12 protein-coding genes and 1 riboswitch are annotated in these 12,689 nt (G+C 57.4%); of the genes, 7 read left to right on the top strand and 5 right to left on the bottom strand.

The features are described from left to right. The first annotated feature begins 54 nt into the window (after positions 1-54). Positions 55-1,887, top strand: a complete 1,833-nt coding sequence (locus CTZ24_RS19200; RefSeq protein WP_208724363.1) for an ABC transporter ATP-binding protein — start codon at positions 55-57, stop codon at positions 1,885-1,887. On the opposite strand, the gene CTZ24_RS19205 is transcribed toward CTZ24_RS19200, so the two are convergent. Beyond that, positions 1,884-2,999, bottom strand: coding sequence for a GNAT family N-acetyltransferase (locus tag CTZ24_RS19205; protein ID WP_208724364.1), 1,116 nt, complete (start codon positions 2,997-2,999; stop codon positions 1,884-1,886). The genes CTZ24_RS19200 and CTZ24_RS19205 overlap by 4 nt on opposite strands. A gap of 188 nt (positions 3,000-3,187) precedes the next feature. Between CTZ24_RS19205 and CTZ24_RS19210 the strand changes: the two genes are divergently transcribed. The 3 genes from CTZ24_RS19210 (at position 3,188) to CTZ24_RS19220 (ending at position 5,745) form a co-directional block, all read left to right on the top strand. Continuing rightward, positions 3,188-4,087, top strand: a complete 900-nt coding sequence (locus CTZ24_RS19210; protein ID WP_021184940.1) for a LysR family transcriptional regulator — start codon at positions 3,188-3,190, stop codon at positions 4,085-4,087. A 99-nt stretch (positions 4,088-4,186) separates the two neighbouring features. After that, positions 4,187-5,128 carry a glutathione S-transferase family protein gene (locus CTZ24_RS19215; protein WP_208724365.1) on the top strand — a complete coding sequence of 314 codons (942 nt, stop codon included), beginning with the start codon at positions 4,187-4,189 and terminating at the stop codon, positions 5,126-5,128. 11 nt (positions 5,129-5,139) lie between these two features. Then, positions 5,140-5,745 (top strand): alpha/beta hydrolase, encoded by a 606-nt coding sequence (locus tag CTZ24_RS19220; protein ID WP_021184942.1) that lies wholly within the window; start codon positions 5,140-5,142, stop codon positions 5,743-5,745. On the opposite strand, the gene CTZ24_RS19225 is transcribed toward CTZ24_RS19220, so the two are convergent. Together CTZ24_RS19225 and crcB are read right to left on the bottom strand one after the other, a co-directional pair. After that, a complete protein-coding gene (locus CTZ24_RS19225) occupies positions 5,742-6,557 on the bottom strand; it encodes a sugar phosphate isomerase/epimerase family protein (RefSeq protein ID WP_208724366.1) in 816 nt (271 codons plus the stop codon). The genes CTZ24_RS19220 and CTZ24_RS19225 overlap by 4 nt on opposite strands. 107 nt (positions 6,558-6,664) lie before the next feature. Beyond that, positions 6,665-7,042, bottom strand: coding sequence for a fluoride efflux transporter CrcB (gene crcB, locus CTZ24_RS19230; RefSeq protein ID WP_021184944.1), 378 nt, complete (start codon positions 7,040-7,042; stop codon positions 6,665-6,667). 91 nt (positions 7,043-7,133) lie between these two features. Then, a riboswitch (Fluoride riboswitch) is annotated at positions 7,134-7,209 on the bottom strand. A 130-nt stretch (positions 7,210-7,339) separates the two neighbouring features. Here crcB and CTZ24_RS19235 point away from each other — a divergent pair. Next, complete coding sequence (locus CTZ24_RS19235) at positions 7,340-8,257, top strand: nucleoside hydrolase (RefSeq protein ID WP_021184947.1); 918 nt, start codon at positions 7,340-7,342, stop codon at positions 8,255-8,257. A 112-nt stretch (positions 8,258-8,369) separates the two neighbouring features. On the opposite strand, the gene CTZ24_RS19240 is transcribed toward CTZ24_RS19235, so the two are convergent. After that, positions 8,370-9,398: a zinc-binding alcohol dehydrogenase family protein gene (locus CTZ24_RS19240; protein WP_021184948.1), complete on the bottom strand. Its 1,029-nt coding sequence runs from the start codon at positions 9,396-9,398 to the stop codon at positions 8,370-8,372. Between the two features lie 135 nt (positions 9,399-9,533). Between CTZ24_RS19240 and CTZ24_RS19245 the strand changes: the two genes are divergently transcribed. Together CTZ24_RS19245 and CTZ24_RS19250 are read left to right on the top strand one after the other, a co-directional pair. After that, positions 9,534-10,436 carry a GntR family transcriptional regulator gene (locus CTZ24_RS19245; RefSeq protein WP_208724367.1) on the top strand — a complete coding sequence of 301 codons (903 nt, stop codon included), beginning with the start codon at positions 9,534-9,536 and terminating at the stop codon, positions 10,434-10,436. A 173-nt stretch (positions 10,437-10,609) separates the two neighbouring features. Further along, entirely contained in the window at positions 10,610-11,962 is a 1,353-nt protein-coding gene (locus tag CTZ24_RS19250; RefSeq protein ID WP_208724368.1) for an MFS transporter, read from the top strand. A gap of 450 nt (positions 11,963-12,412) precedes the next feature. Here the strand turns inward: CTZ24_RS19250 and CTZ24_RS19255 are convergent. Then, the coding region (locus CTZ24_RS19255) for a transposase (RefSeq protein ID WP_208723593.1) at positions 12,413-12,689 on the bottom strand (277 nt) is incomplete at its 5' end.

The following is a 12,689-nucleotide window of genomic DNA, read 5'->3' on the forward strand; positions in this document are numbered from 1 at the left end:
CTCCTGGAAATTACACTAAGCTGAATGATTCAATGAGACGGAAAGAGTGACGCTATGCTGTATCGCCGTTTTGAACGTTTTATCAATATTTTCCAGGATGCACCAACGGATTCTCCCCCTTCCACTGTCTGGCCGTTTTATCTCTACTATCTGCGTCAGGTCTGGCCGAGTTTTCTCGCCCTGCTGATTGTCGGGCTGGTGCAGGCGCTGATTGAAGTGGCGCTGTTCAGCTACCTCAGTCGCATTATCGATCTGGTTAACCACTCGACTCCGGCGACGTTGTTTACTGATAACTGGCAGATTTTGCTGTGGATGGCGGCGGTGGCGCTAATTTTCCGCCCCATCGTGATTGCCTTGCACGATCTGCTGGTGCATCAAAGCATCAGCCCCAGCATGACCAGCCTGATCCGCTGGCAAAATCATAACTACGTGCTGCGCCAGAGCCTGAACTTTTTCCAGAACGATTTTGCCGGACGTATCGCGCAACGCATTATGCAGACCGGTAACTCGCTGCGTGATTCGGCGGTGCAACTGGTGGATGCCATCTGGCACGTTTTGATCTACGCCATCACCTCGCTGGTGCTGTTTGCCGAGGCCGACTGGCGGCTGATGATCCCGCTGATTATCTGGCTGGTCGCCTATAGCCTGTCGTTGCGTTTCTTTGTGCCGCGCGTGAAACAGCGTTCGGTGGTGTCTTCCGAGGCGCGCTCGAAGCTGATGGGCACCATTGTCGATGGCTACACCAATATCGCCACCATCAAGCTGTTCGCCCATAACGATCTGGAAAAACGTTATGCGCGCGAAGCGATTCAGGAGCAAACCGACAAAACCCAGCACGCCAGCCGCATGGTCACCAGCATGGATATCACGCTGTCGACCCTGAACGGCATGCTGATCGTCAGCACGTCCGGTCTGGCGCTGTGGTTATGGAGCCAGTCGCTGATTAGCGTCGGCGCGATTGCGCTGGCAACCGGCCTGGTGATTCGCCTGGTAAACATGTCCGGCTGGATCATGTGGGTGGTGAACGGCATCTTCGAAAATATCGGCATGGTGCAGGATGGGTTGAACACCATTTCCCAGCCGCTCAGCGTGCAGGACGCGCCCGCCGCACAGCAGATGCAGGTGACGCGCGGCCAGATCCGTTTTGAGGATGTGCGCTTCGATTACGGCGGCGGTCGTCAGGTGATCAATCGCCTCAACCTTAACATCAAGCCGGGGGAGAAAATTGGTCTGATCGGCCCGTCCGGTGCCGGTAAATCGACGATGGTGAATTTGCTGCTGCGGCTGTATGACCTGAACGGTGGCCGCATCTTGATTGACGACCAGAACATCGCCAACGTCACTCAGGAAAGCCTGCGTGGTCAGATTGGCATGATCACCCAGGACACCTCACTGCTGCACCGTTCGATTCGTGAAAACCTGTTATATGGTCGTCCGGATGCCACCGAAGCGGAGCTGATGCAGGCGATTCGTCGTGCGCGTGCCGACGAGTTTATTCCGCTGCTGTCTGACCCGCAGGGCCGCACCGGGCTGGATGCGCACGTCGGCGAACGTGGCGTGAAGCTGTCGGGAGGGCAACGCCAGCGTATCGCCATCGCTCGCGTGCTGCTGAAAGATGCGCCGATTCTGATCATGGATGAGGCCACCTCGGCGTTGGATTCGGAAGTCGAAGCGGCCATTCAGGAGAGCCTGGAAACGCTGATGCAGGGCAAAACGGTGATTGCCATCGCCCATCGTCTCTCCACCATTGCCAAAATGGATCGTCTGGTGGTGCTGGAGCAGGGGCAAATTGTCGAGATGGGTAATCACCGCGAGCTGCTGGCGCACAACGGTTTGTACGCGCGCCTGTGGCAGCATCAGACCGGAGGTTTTGTCGGCGTGGATTAATCGCCGCGTCGATACGGCAGGGCGTCGCGCGCCTCAACCTCCCAGGCGCGTATCCCTGCCCGCTCCTGTTGCAGAAAATCGTCCACCGCCGCCCGTAACCCCGCATGGCTGAGATAATGCCACGAGTGGGTGATCTGCGGCTCGAAACCTCGCACCAGTTTGTGTTCGCCCTGCGCACCCGCATCAAAGCGCGCTAGCCCCTCGGCCATCGCGTAGTCCATTCCCTGATAAAAACAGGTTTCGAAGTGCAGCCGGTCAAACTCCGCCAGGCAGCCCCAGTAGCGGCCATACAACGTCTCACCATCCACCAGGCAGAACGCCATCGCTGCCTGCTGTCGTTGCAGCGAAGCGATGCACACCCGGATGCTGTGCGGCATCCGTTCGGCCAGCAGGCTGAAAAAATCCCGCGTCAGGTAGGGACGCTGACCGCGTACCGCATAGGTATTGGCGTAGCAGGTATAAATAAAATCCCACTGATCTTCACGCAGTTGATCGCCACGATACCAGTCAAAAGCAAAGCCGTTACTCGCCACCTGCTCGCGTTCTTTGCGTAGCTGTTTACGTTTACGCGACATCAGGGTATCGAGAAAATCCTGGAAATCCCGGTAGCCCCGGTTGTGCCAGTGATACTGAATGCCAAGACGTGCCAGCCAGTCCGGGGCCTGTTCGAGCAAGGCATTGGCGTGCGGCGTGGTGAAGTTGATATGGGCGCTGCTCAGACCGTGCTGATGCAGGTAATCCGGTAACTGTGCGATTAATGGGGCGGCATCGCCCAGCAGGCGCGCACCGGTCACCGGGCTGAACGGAATCGCCCCCAGCCATTTGGGATAATAAGGAATACCCGCCCGCTGGCAGGCATCGGCCCAGGCGTGATCGAACACATATTCGCCCCACGAATTGCGTTTGCGATAGCCCGGCAGCGCGGCACGCACTTCACCCTGTTCGCGCCAGATAAGGTGATCCGGCTGCCAGCCACTTTCCGGCCGCACGCTGCCGCTCTCTTCCAGCGTCAGCAGAAAAGCGTGGCGTAAAAACGGTTGATCGTCAGGTAACAATGCATCCCACGCGGCGGCGCTAATCTCCGCCAGCGATGACAGGTGAAGCAAGGACATCCACGGCTCCCGGCCAGATAACAGCAAACCTGTAGTCAAACAGGTTTTGCCGCCGGGGGAAAGGTGCAGCGCACCGAATGCGAACTTAAACCAGAGCACTGTACCGGAAAAAAGCGCGCGATAAATCGCGCCGCTACGGATCCATCAGACGTTATATACTCCGCTTTTGTTTGCCATCAGGAAGCATCATGGATCGTCTTGATTGTGACCGTATGTTTGTTGCCGTGCTGGAAGTCGGCAGCTTTGCCGGTGCCGCCGCGCGGCTTGGCACCAGCAGCGGCCAGGCGTCAAAGCTGGTATCCAAACTGGAGCAGGAGCTGGGTGTGCAGTTGTTTAAACGCAGCACACGCGCCCTCTCTCCCACTGAAGTGGGGCGCGCTTATTACGAACGGGTAAAAAGCCTGCTGGAAGCCTTCGATACCCTCGATGCCACGGTGCGTGAAAGCGCAACGACTCCCACCGGACGCCTGAAGATCAGCGCCCCCGGCACCTTTGGCACCGCCGTGCTCGCCAGCGTGCTGGTGGAGTTCGCCCGCACCTATCCGCAAATCGAACTGGACGTGAACTTCTCCGATCGGGCGGTGAATATCGTCGATGAAGGGTTTGATATGGCGATTCGGATTGGCAAGCTGGATGACAGCAGCCTGATTGCCCGCCGCCTCGGTGATGTGCCGGTGCGCGTGGCGGCTTCGCCGGGGTATCTCCAGCAACACGGCACGCCGCAGCACTGGCGCGATTTGGCGGCACACCAATGTATCAGCGACACCAATTTCCGCGATCCCTGGCACTGGCCGTTCGTCACCCCATGCGGCGATAGCGTTAATATGCCAATTCGCGGTCGCCTGTGTTTTTCCAATACCGAAGCCTGTTTACAGGCGGCACTGGCCGGGCTGGGCATCGCGCGCTTACCGGGTTTTATTGCCGCGCCGGCCCTGCAACGCGGTGAGATCGTCTCGCTGCTGGATGCCTTTGCCACCCCGCCGCTCGGCCTGTTTGCGCTTTATCCTCCGGCCCGCCATCTGGCACAGAAAACTCGTCTGCTGATCGACTTTCTCGCCGAGCATTTCCGTCATTATCCACCGGGCTGATTCCTTCCATTCTGGAAGCAATGAAAGCCATTTTGCCCGGATTATCACCCATCCGGCAGCGGGTTAAGCTAACCAACATCACCACAGAGGAGCAGAGCGATGTTGGTAAACGGTAAGTGGAGCGCAGAGTGGCATCCGGTACAGGCCACCGATAAACAGGGCGGCTTTGTCCGTCAGACATCCAGTTTTCGCCATTGGATCACCGCCGATGGTTCCAGCGAGTTTGCCGCCGAGCCGGATCGCTATCACCTCTATGTGGCGCTGATTTGCCCGTGGGCTTCACGTACCCTGATTGCCCGCAACCTCAAAGGATTGGAGCAGGTAATCAGCGTGTCGGTGGTGGAGCCACAACTGGGTGACCAGGGTTGGCATTTCGGCGATTATCCCGGCGCCGATCGCGATACGCTGAATAACGCCGAATATCTGCACGAGCTGTATACCCGCGCCGCGTCTGATTTCACCGGTCGTGCCACGGTGCCGGTGTTGTGGGACAAAAAAACCGGAACCATCGTGAATAACGAATCCGCCGACATCCTGCGGATGCTGAACAGCGGATTCGGCGATCTGGCCGAGAACAGCCTCGATCTGTATCCGCAGGATCTGCGCAGCGAGATCGATGCGATCAACGAATCGATCTATCCGCGTCTGAATAACGGCGTGTATCGCACCGGTTTCGCCACCACGCAAATCAGCTATCAGCAGGCGTTTCAGGATGTTTTCAGCCAACTGGATGAGCTGGAGGAACGCCTGAGCGATGGCCGTACTTTCCTGCTGGGTGAGCGCCTGACCGAAGCCGATATCCGCCTGTTTGTGACGCTGATCCGCTTTGACGCGGCTTACCACGGCCTGTTCAAATGCAACCTGCGCCGCCTGCGCGACTATCCGCTGCTCGATCGCTACCTGAAGAGTATGCTGTCGGTGTCCGGCGTGCGTCAGACAGTGAATATCGACCATATCAAACAGGGCTACTATTCCATCAAAGCACTGAACCCGAATGGTATCGTGCCGGTTGGCCCGGATATGGCGGAATACGGTTTTTAAGGAGCGGTAAGATGGCAAAAGCGTTAGTGATTTTTCTGCACGGCGTCGGCAGCAATGGTGACGATTTGGCGGTACTCGGCCAGCATTGGGCCAGCCTGTTGCCGGATGTGGCGTTCGCCTCACCGAATGCGCCTTATCCGTTTGAACACGGCATGGGTTATCAGTGGTTTAGCCTGAACGGAGTCACCGTGGAAAACCGTCCGGCACGGGTGCGTGAAGCGCGCGCTGCGTTCGATGCCACGCTACAGCAATTAATGGCACAGCATGGCTTTACCGATGCCTGGGATAAAGTGATTCTGGTGGGCTTTTCGCAGGGGTCGATTATGGCGCTGGATGCGCTGGCGTCGGGTCGTCATCCGCTGGCGGGTGTAGTGGCATTCTCTGGCCGTCTGGCCTTTGACGGTGCCCTGACGCCGCAGCCGCTGACGCCTGCGCTGTTGATCCACGGCCACGCTGACGGCGTGATCCCCTGGACCGAGAGCGAATCCGCCGCGCTGCGCCTGAAAACCGCGGGTGTGACGCTGGAAACACGTTTTGAACCGGCCACCGGCCACACCATTTCTTCGCAGGGCGCGATGCAGGCGGCTGCCTTTATCGCGCAATGTTTGCAGGATTAAGGCCAGTAGCGATTCAGTGCAGTCCACGCCTGTTGCGCCGCCACTGCCGGTGGCTGCGCTTTTAACGCATCGTTAAACACCTCGATGCCAACCGGGCCGTTGTAACCGGCACTTTTCAGCTTATCGACAAAACGCTCCACTTCGATGATGCCGTCACCCGGTAATAAACGCTGATGACGCGCAATATCGATAATGGCGTCATTGTTCTGCGGCGGCAGTGCCGCCATATCGCACAGCTGCACTTCATAGATGCGATCGGCGGGGATACCATCCAGCTGCGAAGCATCGCCGCCCCGCGCACAGATGTGGAACAGATCGACCACCAAACCAATGTTGGGTTGATCCAGCCGTTGCAGGCGCTCCCACGCCAGCGGCAGGGTGTTATCGACGCTGCACCACGCCATTGGCTCGTACATGATACGCATTTTGTAGCGCGCGGCTTCTGACGCCATCCACTGCAAATCCTCATCGATACGTTCCGCGAGGCAATCTTCACGCGTGGTGGCCGGTGCCTGAATGGTGTCGCAGCCCAGCGCCTGAGCGACCTGAATAAACTGACGCAGTTCTTCGCGTTTCTGCTGACGTTCACGATCCGGCGCACCGGTAAAATCGCGTAATACCTGCAAGTTGGTAAACGTAAGCTGCTGCTGAGCGGCCAATTGCGCCAGCGCCAGGGTGCCCTGCGCGCTGGCCTGAACATCTTCACGCCAGATTTCAACCTGATCAAAGCCCGCGGCATGCGCTGCTCGCAATTTCTCTTCGGGCTCACCGTTTAACAACACCAGGTTAAGGAATTTGGGGTGACTACTCATCAACGTGCTCCTTAATCGTCCGGATAAATCGGTGACACGTTCTGTGCGTCACACGCACAGAACTCTGACCAGTATCTACCTCTTAAAGGTTATTTCAAGCGCTCCGTTTAGCCCAGCAGATTGACCACGGCGAAACCGGCAAAGGTCATCAATAAAGAACCGATCACATGCACCATCACGCTCGACATCGCCCAGAAATATTTGCCTGCCTGGATCAGCACGACAATTTCTGCCGAGAAGGTGGAGAAGGTGGTCAAACCGCCACACAAACCGGTGACAATCAGCAATTTCCAGGCCGGATCAAGCTGTGGATTCTTTAAAAACCAGGCCAGTGCAGCACCAATAATAAATCCACCAATCAGATTCACCATTAAGGTGCCGGGCGGCAGATTGGGGAATAGCGTGTTAAAACGGAGGGAAATCAGCCAGCGCAGTGTACAACCCACGGCACCACCGAGCATAACAGCCAACAGCGACTTCAACATAAATGTGTAGCTCCTGATGTTTGAAACGCGCAGGGCCGCGGCAGGACAGAAAAACACCTGACACACCGCCGTCTCCCGCGCAGGGATAAGAGTGTTGTCAGGCGTCATCAGCCGTCTGTTGCCAGAACGGCGGTTGGGGAAGGTGGCACGCCATCACCTTGAGGGGGTTGATAATACGATGGCTGGCGCTGGCAAACAATATGTGACGTTGCGCAAGGTAATCGTCCGGACAAATTGGTGTATCACCCAACACATTTATGTTTTAACCTGGACGGCAGCGATTAACTGGAGATCCTCATGCGCACCCTGATTTTTGATACTGATATCGGCGTGGATGACGCCTTTGCGCTGGCGTATGCAGCGCGCACCCAGAAATTGCTGGGTATCACCACGGTATTTGGCAATGTTCCGGTGGGCCAGGCGGTGAAAAACGCCCGGCTGTTTTGCGAGAAAATGGCTATTGATGCCCCGGTGTATCGCGGGTGTTCACGCCCGCTGGCGCTGACCCCTTCTGAACCGGCGCGTCTGCATGGGGAAGATGGTTTGGGCGATGCCTTCCCTAACCCGCACAGCGATCAGGCCCCCAGCGCGGTACAATTTATTATCGACAGCGTACGCGCTCACCCGCATGCCATCACCCTGGTGGCGATTGGCCCGCTGACCAATATTGCCAGCGCGATCAATCAGGCCCCGGATATTATTCCGCTGGTGAAAGAGTTGGTGATCATGGGTGGCGCATTCGGCACCGACGGACACAGCGGCAACGTTACGCCGTTCGCCGAGTTCAACATCTGGAAAGACCCGCATGCCGCCGACCAGGTGCTGTCCTCGGCGTTAAAAGTGGTGGTACTGCCGCTGGATGTCACCCATAAGGTGTTGATTACCGCAAATGAAGTACATCAACTTAATCAACCGGTGTTGAGCGCCATCTGCCGTCCCTATCTGGCGTATAGCCTGGAAAAAGAGGGGTTTGCGGGTATGGCACTGCACGACACCCTAACCCTTTCCTGGCTGGCGCTGCCGCACGCCTTTCACGTCACGGAAGCGCCGGTACGCGTGGTGACGGAAGGTATCAGCAGCGGTCAGACGTTACGCCGCCTCAACGCCCTCGCCTCACGCCATGATCCCTTTGCCGGGTTGCATGCCCAGCGTCTGTGTCTTGGGGTGGAGGCTGACGCAGTGCGCCAGCACTTTTTCGCCACATTGCAGGCGTAAAGACGCGCGATAAATCGCGCCGCTACTGGGATGATTGATGGCCTGTAGCGGCGTGATTTATCACGCGATTTTTGCGGCACCGCACACCCACGGTGCGGTGCCCGATGAAAACTTAACGGGCGAAGTGGATGACGCCTTTGATGAGTTCGCGATTGTTGATCACCTCGGGTTCAAAGGTTTCCGCCAGGGTGGAGAAGTCATAATGCCGATTGAGCATCATGTCAGCACGTAGCTGGCCGCTCGCCATCAGTGCGCGCACTTTGTCGAAATCTTCGCGCGTAGCATTGCGGCTGCCCATCAGCGTGGTTTCTTTTTTGTGGAATTCGGTATCGGGGATCACCAGGTCGCCTTTGTGCAGGCCGACAAACACAATAGTGCCGCCGTGACGAATCAGTTTTACCGCGCCGTTCATTGCTGCCGGGCTGCCGGTGGCATCGATCACTTTGGCTGCCAGGCGTCCACCGAACTGCGCGCGCAGCGTGGCGTCAAAATCCGCATCCAGCGGGTTGATGGTTGCCAGCCCCAGTTGCTGCGCGACATGCGCCCGCCGCTGCTCGCTGGTATCCGCCACCACCACCTGCGCGCCCGCTGCTGCGGCAATTGCCGCCACACCCAGGCCAATCGGCCCGGCACCGACCACCAGCACCTGCTCATCCGGCATCACCGCAGCCCGGCGCACCGCATGGGCGCTGATGGCGAATGGCTCGATCAAGGCTGCCGCTTCCGGTGCGACATCATCCACCGCCAGTAAATTGTTTTGCGGTACGCTGAGCAGTTCGCAGAAACCACCATCCTGATGCACGCCAATCACCGAGATGTTTTCACAGCAGTTAGTTTTGCCGCTCTGACAAGCGTCGCACTGCTGGCAGGCGACGTACGGGATCAACGCCACACGTTGCCCCGGCGTAAAGCCGCTCGCCTCAGCGCCCAGCGCCACCACTTCGCCGCATAGCTCATGGCCCAACACGCGTGGATAACTGAAAAACGGCTGGTTCCCCGCCCAGGCATGGATATCGGTGCCGCAAATCCCGGCGGTAATCGGTTTGATCAGAACCTCGTGGGCGGCCGGGGTCGGTCTGGCACGCTGCTGCCACACCATGCTACGCGGTTCCGCCACCACCAGGGTTTTCATGCTTGTCATAGGTTTCTCCTGTGCTGATGTCACAGTTATGGCGAGAATCGATGTTAACGGCTTGTTGCGCACGCAAAAGTGTGAGGCAGAACGATTTTTTTGGGCTTTCGATGGTTTTTAATAAATAAAAAACCGGAGCCTGTTATGAGCCGAAGCCAGAATCTGCGTCAGAACGTTATCAACCAAATGCTGGAAGGCATCGCGCAACGCCATATCCGTTCGCCTTTACCCCCGCAGGCGGCGCTGGCGGAGATGTTCAATATCAGCCGTACCACGGTGCGCCACACCCTGCATTACCTGCACCAGCGCGGCATTCTGGATAAAGTGGATGAGACGTATGTCATCGTGCGTAACCCCAGCGATGAAGATGGCTTCAGTGCCCTCACTCCACCGATTGAGCAGCAGGCCACGCAATTCGAGCAGGCATTTTTTAATTTGATCAACCAGCGGCTACTGATGCCGGGTGATACCTTTACCGAGCTGCAACTGGCGCAACGGGTGAAGGTCAGCCCGGTGGTGGTGCGTGAGTTTTTGCTGCGTTTTATGCGCTACAACCTGCTGGAGCCGGTGAAGCGCGGTCAGTGGCGCATGAAAAAGTTCGACCAGAATTACGCGGAAAAACTGTTTGAGCTGCGTGAAATGCTGGAAACCCACGCGTTAAATCGCTTTCTCAATCTGGCATCGGAGGATGAGCGCTGGATTCAGGCACGCGATTTACTCGACCGGCACCGTGCGATGCGAGACACCATTGCCAGCGATTACCGCCACTTCGCCGCACTGGATAAGGAGATGCATTCGTTGATTCTTTCCGCCGCCAACAACCCATTTTTTAATCAATCGCTGGAGATCATCTCGGTGATTTTTCACTCGCATTATCAATGGGATGAAAGCGATTTAAAGCAGCGTAATATCGTGGCACTGGAGGAACATATGGCGATCCTCACCGCGTTGATTAGCCGTCAGGATGTGGAAGCGCTGTGTGCATTGCATGCCCATCTCGACACCGCCAAAACCTCGATGATCCGATCGATCCGTCAGTACAATTAAAAACCGATTAAAAACCACAAAGCATTAGCTCCCGCACGAATCAGAAACATCTTTGCAACATCCTGTCATCTTTGCTTCTAGTCTCGGAACCATCTGTTGAGGTCGCATCGGTTGGCGACCACAGAACCCCACACTGACTGATAACGATAAGTACCCAGATCCGGGAGGTTGCAATGGAAAATACGTCGGCTCGTGGTCGCGAGACAGCGCCAGCCCCAGCCGCAGATGGACGCGAATTTGTCCCTGCACGCGGCGATGTGGTGCGCTCACCGCGCATCAGAAAGATTCAGATGACAGCGATGTTGTTGCTGCTGTTCGCCGCCATTATTAACTATCTTGACCGCAGTTCCCTGTCCGTCGCCAATATGACCATTCGCGGCGAGCTGGGTTTGTCGGCCACCGAGATTGGCGTACTGTTGTCAGCGTTTTCGCTGGCGTATGGTCTGGCGCAGCTGCCGTGCGGTGCACTGCTGGACCGCAAAGGCCCGCGCATTATGCTGGCGATTGGCATGTTCTTCTGGTCGTTGTTCCAGGCCGCCGCCGGTATGGTGCATAACTTCACCCAATTTATCCTCGTGCGTATTGGCCTGGGTATTGGCGAAGCGCCGATGAACCCGTGCGGCGTGAAGGTGATCAACGACTGGTTCAACATCAAAGATCGCGGTATGCCGATGGGGATGTTTAACGCCGCCTCGATGATTGGCCTTTCGATTGCCCCGCCCATTCTGGCAGCGATGATGCTGGTGCTGGGCTGGCGCGGTATGTTTGTCACCATCGGCGTATTGGGTATGTTCCTCGCTATCGGCTGGTATCTGACCTACCGCGATCGCGACAACAACAAACTGAGCGCGGAAGAGATCCATTATTTACAGGCGGGTAGCGTGGCATCACGCAAGGAGCCGATCAGTTTTGCCGAGTGGCGTGGTCTGTTTAAGCAACGCACCATGTGGGGCATGATGATTGGTTTCAGCGGCATCAACTACACCGCGTGGCTGTATATCGCCTGGCTGCCGGGCTACCTGCAATCCACCTATAACCTCGACCTGAAAAGCACCGGTTTACTGGCGGCGATTCCGTTCCTGTTCGGTGCCGCCGGGATGTTGCTCAACGGCTATGTGGTGGATGCGCTGGTGCGTCGTGGGATAAATGCAGTGAAGGTGCGTAAGGTGAGCATTGTCAGCGGTATGTTGCTGTCAGCTGCATTTACCGCCTTCGTCACCCGTGCCACTGACACCACCAGCGCGGTGACGCTGATTGGTATGGCGCTGTTCTGTATCCATTTTGCCGGTACGTCCTGCTGGGGATTGATTCATGCCAACGTGACTGCACGCATGACGGCGTCGGTCGGCAGTATCCAGAACTTTGCCAGCTTTGTTTTCGCTTCGTTTGCACCGGTCGTGACGGGCTGGGTGCTGGACACCACCAAATCCTTCAGCCTGGCGCTGATGATTTGTGCCGGTGTGACGGTGGTAGGGGCGCTGGCGTATCTGTTGTTGGTGCGTAAACCGATTACGGATGGGGTTTGATTCTGGAAAGGTTCCGCCCGCCAGCAGCGGTTTAACTCTGAGTAGGTTCCGCCCGCCAGACATGGTGGAGTTTCAGCTGCATCGTGCAGGCGGACGGGTTAAGGCCCGAGGACGCGGGCCTTAACAATCCGCGCCCTGCGCCGTCCTCGCGCTCGGCGCTGCGGATGCCGCCCACCTCACCGCCTGTAAGCCAGGTGCTCTCTTAATTGCGCGATAAATCGCGCCGCTACAAATGGCCGCACGTTACCCGTAGCGGCGCGATTTATCGCGCAGACAGCAGTGATGATATTACAGAGAAGTAAAAGGCGTGCAGCGAGGGTGGGGCGCCATCCGGACTCGCTGAGCGAATGAATGCTGCCAGGATGAGCCGCATGGATGCGGCGAAAGGCGGCGTTGAGCAGGAGCGAATCGCCGCCGGTCCGTCGGCAGTTGTAGCTACCGTCTTGAACGTCAAGCGGTAGCTGCGTAATTTTCATCCCACTTCATCCGCGTTTTCAGCACCCCGAAGCACTGATGAACCAGCTTGCGCATCACCGCTCCAAGCGCGGCCTTGCTGGCTTTGCCCTTCGCGATTAGCCTCTGGTACAGCGCCTTCGCCGGGGCATTCCACCTGATCGCTACGATCGCCGCCATATACAGTTTCGCCCTTACGTCTGCCGGGCCTGTTTTTGACATCCGCGCACGCCCCCTGACTGAGCTCCCGGACGTTTTTTCCACCGGTACCACA

The sequence above is a fragment of the Pantoea phytobeneficialis genome, assembly GCF_009728735.1.
GTDB lineage: Bacteria > Pseudomonadota > Gammaproteobacteria > Enterobacterales > Enterobacteriaceae > Pantoea > Pantoea phytobeneficialis.

Bases quoted from the DNA above. Each gene is read 5' to 3' on its own strand.
- CTZ24_RS19200 (WP_208724363.1), top strand. From the start codon at position 55: ATGCTGTATCGCCGTTTTGAACGTTTTATCAATATTTTCCAGGATGCA.
- CTZ24_RS19235 (WP_021184947.1), top strand. From the start codon at position 7,340: ATGCGCACCCTGATTTTTGATACTGATATCGGCGTGGATGACGCCTTT.
- CTZ24_RS19240 (WP_021184948.1), bottom strand. From the start codon at position 9,398: ATGACAAGCATGAAAACCCTGGTGGTGGCGGAACCGCGTAGCATGGTG.
- CTZ24_RS19220 (WP_021184942.1), top strand. From the start codon at position 5,140: ATGGCAAAAGCGTTAGTGATTTTTCTGCACGGCGTCGGCAGCAATGGT.
- CTZ24_RS19245 (WP_208724367.1), top strand. From the start codon at position 9,534: ATGAGCCGAAGCCAGAATCTGCGTCAGAACGTTATCAACCAAATGCTG.
- CTZ24_RS19215 (WP_208724365.1), top strand. From the start codon at position 4,187: ATGTTGGTAAACGGTAAGTGGAGCGCAGAGTGGCATCCGGTACAGGCC.
- CTZ24_RS19210 (WP_021184940.1), top strand. From the start codon at position 3,188: ATGGATCGTCTTGATTGTGACCGTATGTTTGTTGCCGTGCTGGAAGTC.
- crcB (WP_021184944.1), bottom strand. From the start codon at position 7,042: ATGTTGAAGTCGCTGTTGGCTGTTATGCTCGGTGGTGCCGTGGGTTGT.
- CTZ24_RS19250 (WP_208724368.1), top strand. From the start codon at position 10,610: ATGGAAAATACGTCGGCTCGTGGTCGCGAGACAGCGCCAGCCCCAGCC.
- CTZ24_RS19205 (WP_208724364.1), bottom strand. From the start codon at position 2,999: ATGTCCTTGCTTCACCTGTCATCGCTGGCGGAGATTAGCGCCGCCGCG.
- CTZ24_RS19225 (WP_208724366.1), bottom strand. From the start codon at position 6,557: ATGAGTAGTCACCCCAAATTCCTTAACCTGGTGTTGTTAAACGGTGAG.